Genomic DNA, 14,989 nt, shown 5'->3' on the forward strand with positions numbered 1-14,989 from the left:
AGGGGGCCGGGGCGGGGTCGCAGGAGGGGCCGGGGCCGGCGCGGCGCGCCGAAAGGTCGCTGGTCATGGCACCAGCCTGGCCGCCGCGGCCCCGGAGATCAGCCCCCGATCACGCAACGACCGGTAAGCCCCGCTTACCGATCGGCGGGCTCCGTCCGCGATCCCACCTCGGACTTCATCCGGGCCCCCGCCCGGGCCCCCGCCCGGGGCCCCGTCCACTCCCGGACCCACTCCCGGGCCCGCTCCTGCGCCACCGCCGCGAACGCCTCCACCCGCGCACTGTGCCCGTCCGCCCGCCACACCAGCCCGTACTCCAGCGGCCCGGCATCCACGAACGGCACGAACACCACCCCGGGCGGCGCCGAATGCGCGGCCACGTCCGCGCCCACCGGCGAGATGCCCTGCCCCGCCCCGACCATCGCCAGCGTCTCCGCCAGCGTCGCCGCCGACCGCCCCCGCACCACCTGCGCCCCCGCGGGCGTGCGGGACGGCGCCAGATGCTCCTGCCAGTACCCGGGAACATGCCCCGCGCACGCGAACACCCGGTCCCGCGCCAGATCCTCCGCCCCGACCGACTCCCGCCCGGCCAGCACGTGGTTGGCCGGCACCGCCAGCATCCGCGGCACCCGCAGCAGCACCGGGCCCCGCACCAGATCCGGCTCCTCCACCGGGAACTGGGTGACCAGCACCTGCGCCTCACCACCGCGCAGCGCATCGAACATGGACGCCACCTGCGTCTCCCGGATGCGCACCTCGATACCCGGGTAGCGGCGCCCGAACACGCCGATCACCGCCATCACGAACTCACCCGCCGCACCGCCGAGGTAGCCGACCGTGAGTTCGCCCTCCACCCCCCGCGCCGCGGCCCGCGCCTTCGCCAGCCCCTCCTCGATGCGCCGGTACGCCGGCCCCACGTCCTCCAGCAGCCGCCGCCCGGGCTCCGTCAGCCGCACCCGCCGGCTGGTCCGCTCGAACAGCGGCGCACCCACCCGCCGCTCCAGCCGCTGCACCGTCTGGCTCACCCGCGCCCTGGAGACCCCCAGCCGCTCGGCCGTCCGGCCGAAGTGCAGCTCCTCGGCCAGCACCACGAAACCCTCGATCTCCAGTCGCTCCCACACCCGCCCGATGCTACGCCCGCCCCCCCGCCCGCCCCCGGCCCGTGCTGCTCCGGCCGTACACCGACGACCCGCCCTGATGCAGCTGACGTACCGCCAGTTCGTGCCACAGGGCGACGAAGGGCCCCCGGCCGCGCTGAAAGGCTCGACCCGCCCGGGGTCGACCCCCCCGACGCCCGACCCACTGCCGTCTGGAGATCGCATGACCGCCGCCCGCACCGCCCTACGACGGGCCTCGGCCCTCACCCTCGCCCTCACCGCCTGCCTCGCCACCGCACCCACCGCCGCCGCCTCCGCACCCGCCTCCGCCTCCGGCGGGCTCGACCGCTACCACCACCAGCGCCTCGACTGGCACGGCTGCGCCCAGGGCCCCGACGACGCGGACGGCCGCGCCCTGGACGCCGCGGGCGCGCGCTGCGCGGACGCGCGCGTGCCGCTCGACTACACCGACCCCGCAGGCCGGAGCATCACCGTCGCGATATCCCGTCTGAAGGCCACCGACACCCGCCACCGGATCGGCTCCCTGCTGATCAACCCCGGAGGGCCGGGCAACAGCGGCCTCGCCACGGGCCTGCTGGTCCGCCCCGCGATGGGGGAGACCGGCGCCCGCTACGACCTGATCGGCCTGGACCCGCGCTTCACGGGCCGCAGCACCCCGCTGGACTGCGGCCTCTCCCACGGCCCCGGCCTCCCCTCGGCCGGCCCCACCCGCGCCGGCTTCGAACGCCAGAGGGCCGAGGCCAAGGCCACCGCGGACGCCTGCCGCGCCACCAACGCGGCACTCCTGCCGCACGTCACCACCCGCAACACCGCCCGCGACATCGACGTCGTGCGCGCCGCGCTCGGCGAACGCCGGATCTCCTACCTCGGCTACTCCTACGGCACCTACCTGGGCACGGTCTACACCCAGCTGTTCCCCGGCCGCCAGGACCGCGTGGTCCTCGACAGCGCCCTGGACCCCCGCCGCTACAACCCGCGCCTGATGCGCGGCACCGAGGACGCCAACGAGCGCGCCCTGGATGGCTGGGCCGACTGGACGGCCGCCCGCCACGACACCTACGCCCTGGGCCGCACCCGCGCCCAGGTCCTCGCCACCGTCGGGGACGTCCTCGCCGCCTCCGCCCGCACCCCGCTCACCCTCGGCACCGGCCCCGACACCTTCCGCCTCGACGACAGCCAGGTCCCCGCCCTGATCTTCACCGCACTCGGCAGCGACACCGACGGGGCGCACGCCGCCCTGGCCGAGCAGGTGTCCCTGCTCGCCCGGGCCGCCGAAGGCCACCCCACCGCGCTGCCGCCCGCCGTCGCCGCCGTCCTGCGCACCGGCTTCACCCCGGCCGGCTCGCCCGGCGCCAGCGCGCAGACCGCGATCCTGTGCGGCGACGCCCCCGCCCCGCGCGACCCCGAGCAGTACTGGCGCGACATCGAAGCCGACCGCGCCGCCCACCCCCTGTTCGGCCCGATGACCGAGAACATCACCCCCTGCGCCTTCTGGGACCGCCCCCGCGAGGAACCCACCGAGGTCCGCCGCGACGCCCCGGCCCTGATCGTCGCCGCCACCGGCGACCCCCGCACCCCCTACACCGGCGCCGCCGCCCTGCACACCCTGCTGCCGAGCTCCCGGCTGCTCACCCTGGCCGGCGCGGCCCAGCACGCCGACTACGCCGTGTACGGCAACGCGTGCGTCGACACCGCCGTCAACGCCTACCTGGCCACCGGCCGGCTGCCGGCCCGCGACCTCACCTGCGCCAAGTAGCCCGCGCGCCCCGGGCCGCCGCCCTGTCGGCGGCGGCCCGGGGCGGACGGGTGCGAGCGGTCAGGGCCGCCAGACGGCGGCCACGTGGTGCGGGTAGAGGTCGCCCGCACCCCGGAGCAGCCACAGGCCGACGACCAGGCCGCTGTTGTTCACCAGGCGGGCGCTGTTGGTGGCACCGGTCGGGTCGAGGTTCTCGGCGGCGCCGCCGCCGCGGGCCCAGATCCGGCCCGACTGGTACTGCCGGGAGGGTATGCCGTCCCAGGCGTAGCCGACCGCGGTGCCGGAGTCGTTGATGTCCGTGGCGATCGTCCGCCCGCCCGGCGGGGCCGGGTCGAGCGCGGTCAGGACGCCCTGCGGGCTCCACCGCGCGGCGTGGTTGCGCGGGACCTGCGGGTCCGGCTGGTAGTCGCCCACGGCCTCACCCGAGCTGTTGAGCGCATCGGGGTAGGTGTACGGGCCCAGGTCGTGCAGGACGCCGCCGGCCGAGCGCAGCAGACCGTGCCGCAGGGTCCCCAGGCCCGGTTCCGGCAGGTCGGCCCAGCCGACCACCGCGCCGGCGTCGTTGATCCTGCGTGCCCAGCTGCGGACGGCGCCCGGGTCGGTGACGAACGCGGTCGCGGTGCCGTCGGGGCTCCAGACGACGGCGTGCGGCTCCCCGGCGCCGCCCGTGCCGGAGACGCCGACCGCGAAGCCGGCGCTGTTGACGTCGAAGGCCTCGCTCCGGGTGTCGCCGGGCAGCGGGGCCAGGGCGACGGCGGTGCCGTCCGGGCGCCAGGCGACGGCGTGGTCCTCGCCGCCGTGGGAGGAGACGCCGGCCACGATCCCGCTCGCGCTGATCGCGACGGGCCTGCTGTAGGTGTCGCCGGGCAGCGGCGCCAGGGCGGTGGGCGTGCCGCCGGCGGACCAGCGCACGGCCGTCGCCTCCGCCCAGCTCCGGGGGAGGGACCAGGAGGTGCCGATGACCGTCCCGGCGTCGTTCACCCCCAGGGCCTGCGCGTTGTCCTCGCCGGGCAGCGGGGGCAGGACGGCGGGCGAGCGGTCCGCGTTCCAGCGGATCGCGCTCGACGTGCTGCCCTGCCCGGACGCCCAGGCGTAGCCGACGACGACGCCGGCGTTGTTGAGCCCGGTCGGATCGCTGTACGGCTTGTCGGGCAGACCGGTCGACAGCGCGGTCATGGGCAGCGTGGCGCCGGCCGCGGGCACGGCGGGCACAGCGGGCAGGACGGGGGCGGATGGTGTGGCGGCGGCGGGGGCTGCCAGCAGCGCCCCGGCGGTGAGTGCGGCCGCGACGGCGGCGACGGCCGTTCGGCGGCGGACGGTACGGACAGTGCGGACGGTGCGGACGGTCATGACACGGGCTTCCTCGTCTGATCGGCGACATGGCGGCCCGCCGCGGCGCCGGCCGTACCGGTGGAGCAGCCGAACGCGCCGGGCGGGACCGGTGGTGCGGTGGTACAGGCGGGCCGTGTGCTGCCGCCGCCGGTGCGCGAACGCCCCCGGCGGCGGGCTGTCATGGCCGCGACTCTAGCTTCCGGCTCTGCCGCGCGCGGGTGAACCGGACACTCCGGCCGTCCGCGGCACGAGCGAACTCCCGTTGCCCGTAACGGATTTGTTGCTTGCCCCGGCGGCCCGGCATCCCCACACTGGGCTGACGCGTCACAGGTCGCGGGGGGAGGGGGCGTCATGGGGGTACTGCTGGTCCTCCTGCTGGGGACGGCCGCGGGCCTGGCCTGGGCCCGGCACCGCTGCCACGCACTGCTGGCGGACCTGTACCGGGCCGAACGGCTCGCGGAGAAACGGGACTTCGACCTCGACCTCACCGAACTCGCCTGCCTGGCCGGGACCCTGGCTGACCTGACGTTCGCGCGGATGCACGAGCGCGGCCTGCTGGTCGCCTCCCGCTCGGGCGACGTCACCGCCACCACCGGCCGGTCCACCGGGGACGGCTTCGAGACGGCGGTCCTCGAACTGCTCGGACTCCTGTCCACCCGCACCCGCGACCTCGGGGACCTGGCCGCGGAGTTCGACCGCTCCCCGGAGGCGAGGGGACTGCGCGGCCGGCTGGCGGCCCTGGGACTCGTCGACGACGAGAAACTACTGCGCCGGGTACGGGAGTTCGCGGTGTGGATGCCGCTGGTGGCCGCCGCGGTGGCCGTGACGGGCGTGGTCGCGATGGTGTGGGCACTCCTGTGGGGCGGGCCCTGGGGCATCGCGCCGCCGGCCTTCACCGCCCTGACCGCGGCCGCCCTGGTGATCAACCGCAAGGCGCGGCCCGCCGAGCGCCGCAGCACCGCCCCCGGCGCCCGGGTGCTGGCCGCCGCCCGCGCGGACGACCGCCCCGGGTACGGGATCGAGGCCGTGGCCACCGGCGGGCTGAGCGCCCTGCCGGCCCTCCACGACCTGCGGATCTGCCGGGAGGCCTCCCACGCCCGCAAGACCGCCCGCACCGCCGCCGCCCGCTCCCACACCGGCTCGGGCAGCGACGGCGTCGGCCTGGGCGGCGCCTGCGGCGGATCGGGCTGCGGCGGCTGCGGGGGCTGCGGCGGCGGACTCTAGGACGCCGGGCCCGGTACGGCCGCCCCACCGAACGGAACTGACGAAACATCAGCTTCCAGGTTCGCGCCGCCGCACCCCGGGGAAGAGAACACCACCGTGACCTCCGACCCGCCCCACCCACGCCCCCCGAACGGGCCCGTCGTACTGCTCGCCGGGACCAGACCCGAGGCACTCAAACTGATCCCCCTGCTGCGGGCACTGCCACGACTCGGCCTGGAGACGGCCCTCCTCGACAGCGGCCAGCACCCCGGCATGGTGACCGCCGCACTCGCACCCTTCGGCCTCGCCCCCACCGAAGTCCTCACCCCCTCCCGCGGCTCCGGCTCACTGGCCGCCACCGTACGAGGCCTGCGCGAAGCCGCACACGAGGCGATCCGCCGCCTGGCACCCCGACTGCTGGTCGTCCACGGCGACACCTCCACCACCTACGCCGGGGCACTCGCCGCACACGCCGCCGCCGTGCCGCTCACCCACGTCGAGGCGGGACTGCGCACCGCCCACCCGCTACGCCCCTTCCCGGAGGAACTGTTCCGCCGCCGCGTCGCCGCCCTGGCCGACCTGCACTTCGCCCCCACCGCCGAGGCCACCGCCAACCTCCGCAGGGAAGGCATCACCGGCATGAGCGTCGAGACCGTCGGCAACACCATCATCGACGTCCTGCGCGAGACACTCGCCCGCCCCGCCCCCCACGCCCTGCGCGAACTCCTGCCACCCCGCGCCCCCCTGGTCGTGATGACCATCCACCGCCGCGAGAACGCCGGACGACGCCTCGACCCGCTCTGCCACGCCGTCCTCGAACTCCTGCGCTCCCGCACGGACCTGCACGTCCTGTGCCCCCAGCACCCCAACCCCGCCGTCCGGGCGCGCCTGCAACGCCGGTTCGCCGGCCACCCGCGCATCACCCTCACCGACCCACTGCCCTACCCGGTGTTCGTCCACGCGCTGGCCCGCGCCGCCCTGGTGGTCACCGACTCGGGCGGCATCCAGGAGGAGGCACCGTACCTGGGCGTCCCCGTCCTCGTGGCCCGCGAGAACACCGAACGCCCCGAAGCCCTCGGCACCGGCACCACCCGCCTGGTCCCGGCCCACCCGCAGGCGGTCCTCGACGCCGCACACGAACTCCTCGCCGCACCGAGACCCCGCCCCCAGGCATTCGACCGCACCGCCCCCTTCGGGGACGGCCGGGCCGGAGAACGGATCGCCCGGCGGCTCGCCCACGTCATCCGCAGCCGGCCCAGGACCCCCGGCCCCCGACAACCCGATCCCGCCCGGGAGACCACCCCATGACCGACGCCGCCGGCGCCCTGCGCGAATGGCTCCTCGACGGACCCGCCCAGCAACGCCACGGCCGCGAACACGGAGCGGTCGCCGGCACACTCGCACCCGACGGCCGCGCCGCCTACGTCTACGGCGAGATCACCGGCTACTACCTGCACTGGCTCGCCTCCCCCCACCTGCCGCCCGACCCGCGCCGCCGACCCGCGGCCCACGCCGCCGCCGCATGGGTCGAACGCCGCTACACCACCGGCCCGCTGCCACCGACCCGCATCCACCTCCACGACGACGCCGCCCGGGACTGGCGCAACGACGCCCAGTTCTTCTTCGACCTCGCCATGCTCGTCGGCGGCCTCACCGCGGCCACCCGCGCCGCACTCCTGGACCCACCCGAACGAACCCTGCACGCCCTGCTGACCGCCCTCGCCGGCTTCGTCGACCACGACGGAACACTGCGCCCGCTGCGCACCGAGCCCGGAGCAACCCCGCCCCCACCCCGCTGGTCCACCCGCAGCGGACCCTTCCTCACCAAGGCCGCCGCCCGCATCCTCGACGCCGCGGCCCTCGTCCCGCTGCCACCACCCCTCGCCCTGGCCTGCGCCCGCCACCTGACCCGCCACCGCCCCGACCCCGCCCGGGCCTTCGACCACCCGCTGCACCCCACCCTGTACTTCCTGGAAGGCCACCTCGCCTCACCCGGCGCCGACCGGGCCGCGGCCACCGCCGTCCTGACACGGCTCCTCGCCCAAGCCGACCCGGCCGGCACCCTGCCCGAATCACTCGACACGGCCACCGTCCGCCGCAGCGACGTCATGGCCCAGGCCCTGCGCCTCGGCCTGCTCCTGCACCGCCACGAACCCGGCCTCGACCGGACGGCCGCCGCACTCGCCGCCAGGGTCCGCGCCGACGGCGCCATCCCCTTCGACCCGGCCGCCCGGCCACGTCAACTCAACGTCTGGAGCGCCATGTTCGCCGAACAGGCACTCTCCTGGCACCAGGCGCACACCCGGCACCGGGCCCACGACGCCGGACCGCCGCCGCACACCACACCGGGCGACCTCGTCTGACCCCTCCCAGCAGGAAGCGACACCGCCGTGAACGCCCAGCCGCACCCCTGGTCCTACGACCTGATCGCCGACATCTACGCCGAGGACATGGGCCGCAGCATGCCCCACGACGACATCGGCTGGTACCGGGACCTGTGCCGACGCCGCGGCGGCCCCACCCTCGAACTCGGCTGCGGCACCGGGCGCATCCTGCTCCCGCTCCTCCGGGACGGCGCGGACGCCGTCGGCATCGACCTGTCCATGCCGATGCTGCGCCGCCTGCGCCGCGACGCGGCCGCGCTGGGCCTGACGGCCCGGGTCGCCCGGATGAGCCTCCAACGCCTCGCCCTGCGCGGGCCCTTCAGCACCGTCCTGGCGCCGTACTCGCTCGTCACCTACCTCACGACGCCGGGTGAACTGCGCGGCTTCCTGGACAGCGCCCGCGGCCTGCTCGCGCCCGACGGCGTCCTCGTCCTCGACGGCTTCGTCCCCCGGCCCGTCCGGCACCACGAGGAGTTCCGTCCGGACTACCGGCGCCCGTACGCCCACGGGCTCCTCGCCCGGGACAAGAGGATCACGGTGCTCGACGACGGGTGCCACCGGATCGAGCGCCGCTACCGCCTGCACGACGACCGCGGGCGCCTGCGCGAGGAGTTCACCACGCGCGACCGGATCCGCCCGCGCCGCGAGCCCGAGCTCCTCGCCCACGCCGAAGCAGCCGGCCTCACCGCCTTGTCGGCCGGCTACGACTACGGCGCGACCACGGACCCCGCCGGGGCGCAGTTCTACACGCTCACCCTCCACCGCGGCTGACCGGGCGCCGGAGCCGGTCCCGCCGGCGGCCCGGCACGTCCCCCGGCCCGGCGCGGTGCGGCGCCGAAACGCCGGGCGGTTCCGTCGGTCAGGAGGCCTTGGGCAGCCGGATCACCGCGGAGCCGCGCACCAGGTCCACCCCGGTGCGGTTCGGCGGGGCGCCGTCCTCCTCGTCGTCGCGCAGCATCAGCGCCGACTGCCGCTCCTTGAGCTCGTGCTGCTTGCCCGCGGAGAAGCTGGCGTGCAGCTGCTCGAAGCCGGTCGCGGAGACCTGCCCCTGCCGGGCGCCGGTGCGCCAGGGCAGCAGTCCGGCGCGGCCGGCCCGCAGCAGCACCTGGTCGACCACCGCCAGCGCGGTGAGCAGCAGTACCAGGCCGGGCAGCGTCAGGAAGATGAGGAACCCCATGCGGCCCAGTATCGCCGCCCGCCGGGCAGTCGCACAGGGGTTCTGGGGTCTTTCCTCCGGGCCGGGGGGGGTGGTGTGGACCGCCGGGGCGGGGGAGTGATCCACTGCCCGGATGAGTCTGCTGGTCGATGTGTTCGTCACCGACGAGAGCGGCGGGTGCCGCCTCCTGGACGTCCCCGAGGGCTCGTCGGACCTCGCGGGATTCGAGCGCTGGCGCTCCGCGCTCTGGGGGTCGCCGGCGGTCCGCTCGCTGGGCGCACGCTTCCTGCCCCGGCTGGCCGAGGGCGACCTGGACGTCGCCCCGGCCGAGGTGGCCGAGTTCACCGAGGAGGTCCTGCTGCTGCTGGGCAGCGCCGAGTCCCTCGCCGCCCGCATGGACCCGCCCGGGCGGGCCGGGCAGATCACCGCCCGGCTGGACAACATCCTCGACGCCGCCCGCCGGGCCGCGCGCGTCGGCGGCGGCGTGCGGATCTGGTGACCGCCGCGCCCCGCCCCCGGCCGGGGGTGTTCAGGGCGCCGGGGGGAGGCCGTCGAGGAAGGCGCCGACGTGGCGGGCGAGGGCGCCGGGCGCGTCGGTGGGGATCCAGTGCCCGCAGTCAGGGACCTCCACCAGGCGGGTGTTCGCCCGCTCGGAGGCCATCCGCCGTGCGGTGGCGGGGCTGAGGAGGAAGCTGCGGGCGGCGCGCAGGAGCAGCGCCGGCTGGGCGGAGGCGTTCCACACCTCCGTGAAGTCCCCGGTCAGGTTCTCCTGGGAGGCCGCCATGTCGCCGGTGTCGAAGAGGAACCCCCAGCCGTCCTCGAACTCGGCCGCGCTGTCCAGGAAGTAGCCGGCCGGGACGCCGCGTTCCTCCAGCGCCTCCCGCAGCGCGACGGCACGCGGCGGGGCGTTGCGCCGGACTCAGCAGGTCGTTGCGGCTCCGCTGGTGTCCTCATTTCCGCCGTCATCGCCACTGCTCATTCCGGCAGAGACCGAGGAGACCCCAAGCATTGTCCGCTCAGCTTGCGGCCGAAACCGCCCAGCCGTCCTCACGCAGGGCGCAGGCCCCGACGTCCGACCGGCCTGCGGGCGGCCGTCGGGCGCTGGTTCACACCCGAGCGGCCGCCGCGGGGGAGCAGCCGACCGGGCGCCCGTGCCCGGTGCCGGGGCCGGGTTGTCGGCCCCGGGTGCCAGGATGCCGTCCGGGACCATGCGGACACGACAGGAGGGGGAGAGGCATGTCGCCGACGGCGCTGGACGGGCTGCGGGAGCGGCTCGGCGAGCCGCAGTGGTGGGGGCAGGCGCGGCCGGAGCTGTGGTCGGCGTCGCAGGCCTGCCTGGGGCTGGTCCTTCCCACCGACTACAAGGCGTTCCTGGACCTCTTCGGGCCCGGCGCCGTGGACGGGTACCTGTGGCTGGACAGGCCGGTGGACGGCACCCGCGAGGAGGCGGAGGAGCTCTGGCCCCTGGAGGAGAAGCGACGGGACGACCTCGAAGTCCACCCGTGGCCGTTCCACCCCGAGGAGGGCGGCCTGATCAACTGGGGGCACGACGAACAGGCCAACTGGTACTACTTCCTGACACTGGAACCCGACCCCGACGACTGGCGCATCATCGTCCGCAGCGAGATCGGGGAGTGGTTCGAGACCGCCGGCACCTTCACCGAGTTCCTGCTGCGGTGCTTCGAGCGGGTGGACCGGCCGCCGTTCCTCGACTACACGTGGCCGGGGAAGAACGCCCGTTACCACGTCTCCGAGCCGTCGGCCGACGGACCGGGTGCCTGCCGTACCGACGGTTGGTGAGGGCGGGGCCCCGGGGACGCCAGGGGATGATCCCGGCCGGGCACCTACTGGCCAGGGGGGCCGATGACGGCCCATCATCACTTGCGGCAGGCATCACATGTCACGAGAGAGGACCGAGATGTCCCCGAGGATCGGCAAGCCCCGTCTCACGGCCGGGATCGTCGCCGCCGTCACGACCGCGGCGGCACTGGTCGCCGCCGCGCCCGGTGCCCAGGCGGCGGGAAACTGCACCCACTACGGGCAGGCCGGGTACGGGCAGGTGTTCACCGACGACAACTACTCGGGCGACTGCTGGGAGTTCCGGATCGGGACCTGGACGGTCTTCCCCGTCCTGGTCAACCACAAGGTCTCCTCGCTCCGAAGCTGGGCCTCCTCCGCCGGACAGCAGGTGCACCTGTCCGGCGACGGCCTGACCTTCACCGCCGGCGCGGGCGAATCGTGGGCGAACCTGCCCGACTGGTTCAACGACCGGGCCAACGCCGCCTACTGACGCACCGAGGGTCCCCTCCGCCCCCGGCGGCGCGCGGGGGAGATCAGCCGGCGCCGGACCGGGCCGGGGTGCCACAGTGCCCCGGTCAGGCCCGGTGGCCCGCCGGCCCGGATCCGGCCCCCTGCGGGACGCGCGCCGGTGCCAGGAACTTCTCGTGCCCGTCACGGCAACCACCGGCAGAGCACCCCCCCGGGCGCCACGGCCGCGCCCCCCGGCCGAGCGGCGGAGTGGGAAGTCGGACGGGCCGACTTCCCGCTCCGGGCCGGGACCGGCACCGGTGCCGACACCCCGGGACCAGCCCCGCCCAGGCCCCCGCCCCGCCCATCCCGCCCCGCCCTCCGCCACGGCCGACGCACCGCCTGACCGAAACCACCCCTCGACGGATACCTCTCACTGAGAGCTAAAATGACCGTATGACCGCGACAGAGCTCCCACCGCTCGACGTCGCGCTGGCCGACGACTTCTCCACCACCCTCGTCGGCATCCAGCGCCTGGTCCGCCGCCGCCTGCGACAGAGCATGGACGAACCCCGCCTGCGCGGCGCCCAGATCGAACTGCTGCGCCTGGTGACGGACACCCCCGGCCTGCGCGTCTCGGAAGCCGCCGAGGAACTGTGCCTGGCCGGCAACTCCGTCTCCACCCTCGTCAACCAGCTCGTCGCCAAGAACCTGCTGCGCCGCGAGACCGACCCCGCCGACCGCAGGGCCGCCCGCCTGCACGCCACCGGGCAGGCCGTCGAACGGATCGAGGCCTGGCGCCGGCGCCGCCGCGCGCTGATGGAGGACGTCGTCGCCGGCCTGCCACCTGCCGAGCGCGAGGCCCTGGCCGCCGCCCTGCCCGCCCTGCACCTGGTCACCGAGGGCCTGCGCGCCCTGCCCGGGGAGGAACGATGAACGAGGACGCGGTGGTCTGCCACGGCCTGGAGTACGTCTTCGGCCACGGCCGAGGCAAGACCGTCCGGGCCGTCGACGGCATCGACCTGACCGTCCGCACCGGCGAGGTGTTCGGCCTGCTCGGCCCCAACGGCGCCGGCAAGACCACCACCATCCGCGCGATCACCACCCTGCTGCCCGTCGGCGCCGGCATGGTGAGCGTCTTCGGCCACGACGCCACCCGCCACCCCATGCAGGTACGCCGCCTGCTCGGCTACGTCCCCCAGCAGCTGTCCGCCGACTCCGGGCTGACCGGACGCGAGAACGTCGCCCTGTTCGCCCGCGTCTTCGACGTCCCGCGCGCCGAACGCGCCGAACGCGTCGCCCAGGCCCTGGCCGCCGTCGACCTCACCGACGCCGCCGAACGGATGGCCGCCACCTACTCCGGCGGCATGGTGCGCCGCCTCGAACTCGCCCAGGCCCTGGTCAGCGCCCCGCGCCTGCTCGTCCTGGACGAACCCACCATCGGCCTGGACCCGATCGCCCGCACCGGCGTGTGGGAACGCGTGGACGCCGTACGCCGCGCCACCGGCATGACCGTCCTGGTCACCACCCACTACATGGACGAGGCCGACCGCCACTGCGACCGCATCGCCCTCATGGACCGCGGCCGCATCCGCGCCCTCGGCACCCCCGCCCAGCTCAAGGACCAGGTACACCGCAGCGACCCGGCCCAGGGCGACCCCAGCCTCGACGACGTCTTCCGCCACTTCGCCGGCCGGCAGCTGGCCGACGCCACCGAAGGAGACTTCAGCGATGTCCGCCGAACCCGCCGCACCGCAGGCCGCGTCGGCTGAACCCCCGCCGAACGACCCCGCCGCCGACCCCGCCGCCGGCCCCGACCTGTCCCTGCTGCTGGTGCCCCCGCGCGCCCGCACCGGCTGGCGCCTGGTACCCGCCCGCATCGGCGCGATGTGCGCCGTCGAACTCCAGAAGCTGCGCCACGACCGCACCGAGCTGTACACCCGGGCGATCCAGCCGGCGCTGTGGCTGCTGATCTTCGGCGAGACGTTCACCCGCCTCAAGGCCATCCCCACCGGCGGCATCCCGTACCTGGACTACCTGGCGCCCGGCATCATCGCCCAGTCCGCGATGTTCATCGCGATCTTCTACGGCATCATGATCATCTGGGAGCGGGACTCCGGGGTCCTCACCAAGCTGCTGGTCACCCCGACCCCGCGCGCGGCCCTGGTCACCGGCAAGGCCTTCGCCGCCGGGGTGAAGGCCGTCCTCCAGGCCGTCGTGGTGGTGGTGATCGCCGCCCTCCTCGGCGTCGCGATGACGTGGAACCCGCTGCGGCTGCTCGGCGTGGTGGTCGCGGTGCTGCTCGGCTCGGCGTTCTTCTCCTGCCTGTCGATGGCCATCGCCGGCATCGTGCTCACCCGCGACCGCCTGATGGGCATCGGCCAGGCCATCACCATGCCGCTGTTCTTCGGCTCCAACGCCCTCTACCCCGTCGACCTGATGCCGGGCTGGCTCCAGGTCGTCAGCCGGGCCAACCCGCTCAGCTACCAGGTCGACGCGCTGCGCGGCCTGCTCATCGGCACACCCTCCCACCTGCCCCTGGACTTCGCCGTCCTCGCCTTCGCCACCCTCCTGGGCATCGGCGCCGCCTCCGCACTGCTGGGACGCCTGGCCCGCTAGGCCCGTCAGCCGCGCGTCCTGCGGGTCCTGCGGGTCCTCGCCGGGTGCGCGGCGCCGGGGCACGCGCCCCGACGCCGCGCTACCGGTGGTGCAGCGCGTCGACGGCGATGCGGGCGGCCGTGCCGATGACGGCGTCGGCCGCCGGGAGGACGGCCGCGGTGTGGGCGGTGCGGGTGAAGACGGCGACGGCGTAGCGGCCGCCGTCGGGGTACTCCACGACCCCGACCTCGTTGCGCAGCGTCGGCAGCGAGCCGGTCTTCCCCGCGACGTGCACGTCGTCGAACGGGAAGCCGGAGGCCAGCCGGTGCGGCCACACCTGAAGGCCCATCACCCGCCGGATGGCGGCGCCGTGCTCGGGCGTGCACGCCTCGTCGCGCCACACGGCGCGCAGCAGCCGGGTCATGTCCCGCGGGGTGCTGCGGTTGGAGCGGGCCGGGTCCAGGGCGCGCAGCCGGGCGATGACGTGCGGGTCGGCCAGCGCCCGGGCGCCGGCCGGGCCCGCGTCCTGGCGGACGCCCGCGAGCATGGCGCCGAAGGACTCCACGGCGCGCGTCGCGTCCAGGCCGAGGCGGGCCGTGGTGCGGTTGACGGTCTCCAGGCCGACCCGGTCCAGGAGCAGGTCCGCCGCGGCGTTGTCGCTGACGGTCATCATCAGGTACGCGAGGTCGCGCAGCGACAGCCGGGCGGTGTCCAGCATCGCGGCGAGCCCGGTGGGCCCCGGGGTACGGCCGTCGGGCGGGCAGTCGACCGCCTCGGTGAGGTCGAGGTGGCCGGCCGCGGCCCGCTCGTGCAGCGCGACCAGCAGGCACAGCTTGTGGACGCTCGCCGTGCAGACCGGCTGGTCGGCGCCGACGTCGAGCTGGGCGCCGGAGTCCAGGTCGAGGGCGTGCAGCCAGCCGGTCACTCCGGCGTCGGCGAAGGCCGCGCGGATGCGGTCGGTGGCGTCGGGTACGTTCACGGTACGGGTCACAGGGTCACAGCCAGTACTCCGCCGCCGGGCGCAGGCGCATCGGGCGGGCGGGGGTGTCGGGGCGGGCGTCGGTGGTGGTGCGCAGGGCATGGGTGGCCGCGTCGGCGAAGGCCCGTACGGCGGTGTCGCCGTGCCCGCGCGGCCAGGCGACGGAGTGCCGCCAGGCCAGCGGGGCGCCCGCGAGGGGGCGCCAGACCAGGCCGGTGT

At 75.6% G+C, this 14,989-nt stretch carries 16 protein-coding genes and 1 pseudogene; 11 read left to right on the forward strand and 6 right to left on the reverse strand.

The genetic code is table 11. The annotated features are described in order from the left end of the window. Positions 1–134: 134 nt before the first annotated feature. Positions 135–1,118 carry a LysR family transcriptional regulator gene (locus tag BU198_RS31935; protein WP_317620001.1) on the reverse strand — a complete coding sequence of 328 codons (984 nt, stop codon included), beginning with the start codon at positions 1,116–1,118 and terminating at the stop codon, positions 135–137. Positions 1,119–1,317: 199 nt separating this feature from the next. On the opposite strand from BU198_RS31935, the gene BU198_RS31940 reads away from it, so the two are divergent. Next, complete coding sequence (locus BU198_RS31940; RefSeq protein ID WP_188295949.1) at positions 1,318–2,871, forward strand: alpha/beta hydrolase; 1,554 nt, start codon at positions 1,318–1,320, stop codon at positions 2,869–2,871. Positions 2,872–2,931: 60 nt separating this feature from the next. Here BU198_RS31940 and BU198_RS31945 read toward each other — a convergent pair whose 3' ends face one another. Continuing rightward, complete coding sequence (locus BU198_RS31945) at positions 2,932–4,221, reverse strand: hypothetical protein (protein WP_188295948.1); 1,290 nt, start codon at positions 4,219–4,221, stop codon at positions 2,932–2,934. Between the two features lie 333 nt (positions 4,222–4,554). Between BU198_RS31945 and BU198_RS31950 the strand changes: the two genes are divergently transcribed. The 4 genes from BU198_RS31950 to BU198_RS42865 all read left to right on the forward strand — a co-directional run bounded on the left by BU198_RS31950 (position 4,555) and on the right by BU198_RS42865 (position 8,561). Beyond that, on the forward strand, positions 4,555–5,427 hold the full coding sequence (locus BU198_RS31950; protein ID WP_188295947.1) for a TIGR04222 domain-containing membrane protein: 873 nt from the start codon (positions 4,555–4,557) through the stop codon (positions 5,425–5,427). A gap of 96 nt (positions 5,428–5,523) precedes the next feature. Then, the gene (gene wecB / locus BU198_RS31955) at positions 5,524–6,714 is read left to right on the forward strand and encodes a non-hydrolyzing UDP-N-acetylglucosamine 2-epimerase (RefSeq protein ID WP_188295946.1); all 1,191 of its coding nucleotides are present in this window, start codon (positions 5,524–5,526) and stop codon (positions 6,712–6,714) included. Next, entirely contained in the window at positions 6,711–7,769 is a 1,059-nt protein-coding gene (locus BU198_RS31960) for a hypothetical protein (RefSeq protein WP_188295945.1), read from the forward strand. The genes wecB and BU198_RS31960 overlap by 4 nt, the downstream gene beginning before the upstream one ends. A 27-nt stretch (positions 7,770–7,796) precedes the next feature. After that, positions 7,797–8,561: a class I SAM-dependent methyltransferase gene (locus tag BU198_RS42865; RefSeq protein ID WP_317620000.1), complete on the forward strand. Its 765-nt coding sequence runs from the start codon at positions 7,797–7,799 to the stop codon at positions 8,559–8,561. A gap of 88 nt (positions 8,562–8,649) precedes the next feature. Here the strand turns inward: BU198_RS42865 and BU198_RS31970 are convergent, their stop codons facing one another. Further along, positions 8,650–8,967, reverse strand: coding sequence for a DUF6191 domain-containing protein (locus BU198_RS31970; protein ID WP_188295944.1), 318 nt, complete (start codon positions 8,965–8,967; stop codon positions 8,650–8,652). 112 nt (positions 8,968–9,079) lie between these two features. Between BU198_RS31970 and BU198_RS31975 the strand changes: the two genes are divergently transcribed. Continuing rightward, positions 9,080–9,445, forward strand: coding sequence for a hypothetical protein (locus tag BU198_RS31975; protein ID WP_188295943.1), 366 nt, complete (start codon positions 9,080–9,082; stop codon positions 9,443–9,445). Between the two features lie 30 nt (positions 9,446–9,475). Here BU198_RS31975 and BU198_RS31980 read toward each other — a convergent pair whose 3' ends face one another. Next, positions 9,476–9,730, reverse strand: coding sequence for an alpha/beta fold hydrolase (locus tag BU198_RS31980; protein ID WP_188295942.1), 255 nt, complete (start codon positions 9,728–9,730; stop codon positions 9,476–9,478). 452 nt (positions 9,731–10,182) lie between these two features. On the opposite strand from BU198_RS31980, the gene BU198_RS31985 reads away from it, so the two are divergent. The 5 genes from BU198_RS31985 (at position 10,183) to BU198_RS32005 (ending at position 13,812) form a co-directional block, all read left to right on the forward strand. Next, positions 10,183–10,746, forward strand: coding sequence for an SMI1/KNR4 family protein (locus BU198_RS31985; protein WP_188295941.1), 564 nt, complete (start codon positions 10,183–10,185; stop codon positions 10,744–10,746). 118 nt (positions 10,747–10,864) lie between these two features. Continuing rightward, positions 10,865–11,236 carry a hypothetical protein gene (locus BU198_RS31990; protein WP_188295940.1) on the forward strand — a complete coding sequence of 124 codons (372 nt, stop codon included), beginning with the start codon at positions 10,865–10,867 and terminating at the stop codon, positions 11,234–11,236. Between the two features lie 413 nt (positions 11,237–11,649). Further along, complete coding sequence (locus BU198_RS31995) at positions 11,650–12,129, forward strand: MarR family winged helix-turn-helix transcriptional regulator (protein WP_188300341.1); 480 nt, start codon at positions 11,650–11,652, stop codon at positions 12,127–12,129. After that, the gene (locus BU198_RS32000) at positions 12,126–12,965 is read left to right on the forward strand and encodes an ATP-binding cassette domain-containing protein (RefSeq protein ID WP_188300342.1); all 840 of its coding nucleotides are present in this window, start codon (positions 12,126–12,128) and stop codon (positions 12,963–12,965) included. The genes BU198_RS31995 and BU198_RS32000 overlap by 4 nt, the downstream gene beginning before the upstream one ends. Further along, positions 12,925–13,812 carry an ABC transporter permease gene (locus tag BU198_RS32005; protein WP_188300343.1) on the forward strand — a complete coding sequence of 296 codons (888 nt, stop codon included), beginning with the start codon at positions 12,925–12,927 and terminating at the stop codon, positions 13,810–13,812. Before BU198_RS32000 ends, BU198_RS32005 begins: the two co-directional genes overlap by 41 nt. Before the next feature lie 79 nt (positions 13,813–13,891). Here the strand turns inward: BU198_RS32005 and BU198_RS32010 are convergent, their stop codons facing one another. After that, positions 13,892–14,770 carry a serine hydrolase gene (locus BU198_RS32010; RefSeq protein WP_317620409.1) on the reverse strand — a complete coding sequence of 293 codons (879 nt, stop codon included), beginning with the start codon at positions 14,768–14,770 and terminating at the stop codon, positions 13,892–13,894. 16 nt (positions 14,771–14,786) lie between these two features. Then, positions 14,787–14,989 (reverse strand): annotated as a pseudogene (locus tag BU198_RS32015) (LysR family transcriptional regulator); the annotation flags it as partial.

Origin of the sequence: Streptomyces sp. CBMA156 (genome assembly GCF_014596515.1) — a bacterium.
Lineage (GTDB): Bacteria > Actinomycetota > Actinomycetes > Streptomycetales > Streptomycetaceae > Kitasatospora.

What these genes read in the sequence shown, in the direction of transcription:
- BU198_RS31975 (WP_188295943.1), top strand. Translation starts at nt 9,080, where the DNA reads ATGAGTCTGCTGGTCGATGTGTTCGTCACCGACGAGAGCGGCGGGTGC.
- BU198_RS31945 (WP_188295948.1), bottom strand. Translation starts at nt 4,221, where the DNA reads ATGACCGTCCGCACCGTCCGCACTGTCCGTACCGTCCGCCGCCGAACG.
- BU198_RS32000 (WP_188300342.1), top strand. Translation starts at nt 12,126, where the DNA reads ATGAACGAGGACGCGGTGGTCTGCCACGGCCTGGAGTACGTCTTCGGC.
- BU198_RS31985 (WP_188295941.1), top strand. Translation starts at nt 10,183, where the DNA reads ATGTCGCCGACGGCGCTGGACGGGCTGCGGGAGCGGCTCGGCGAGCCG.
- BU198_RS31970 (WP_188295944.1), bottom strand. Translation starts at nt 8,967, where the DNA reads ATGGGGTTCCTCATCTTCCTGACGCTGCCCGGCCTGGTACTGCTGCTC.
- BU198_RS31980 (WP_188295942.1), bottom strand. Translation starts at nt 9,730, where the DNA reads ATGGCGGCCTCCCAGGAGAACCTGACCGGGGACTTCACGGAGGTGTGG.
- BU198_RS31960 (WP_188295945.1), top strand. Translation starts at nt 6,711, where the DNA reads ATGACCGACGCCGCCGGCGCCCTGCGCGAATGGCTCCTCGACGGACCC.
- BU198_RS31950 (WP_188295947.1), top strand. Translation starts at nt 4,555, where the DNA reads ATGGGGGTACTGCTGGTCCTCCTGCTGGGGACGGCCGCGGGCCTGGCC.
- BU198_RS31940 (WP_188295949.1), top strand. Translation starts at nt 1,318, where the DNA reads ATGACCGCCGCCCGCACCGCCCTACGACGGGCCTCGGCCCTCACCCTC.
- BU198_RS31990 (WP_188295940.1), top strand. Translation starts at nt 10,865, where the DNA reads ATGTCCCCGAGGATCGGCAAGCCCCGTCTCACGGCCGGGATCGTCGCC.
- BU198_RS32005 (WP_188300343.1), top strand. Translation starts at nt 12,925, where the DNA reads ATGTCCGCCGAACCCGCCGCACCGCAGGCCGCGTCGGCTGAACCCCCG.
- BU198_RS31995 (WP_188300341.1), top strand. Translation starts at nt 11,650, where the DNA reads ATGACCGCGACAGAGCTCCCACCGCTCGACGTCGCGCTGGCCGACGAC.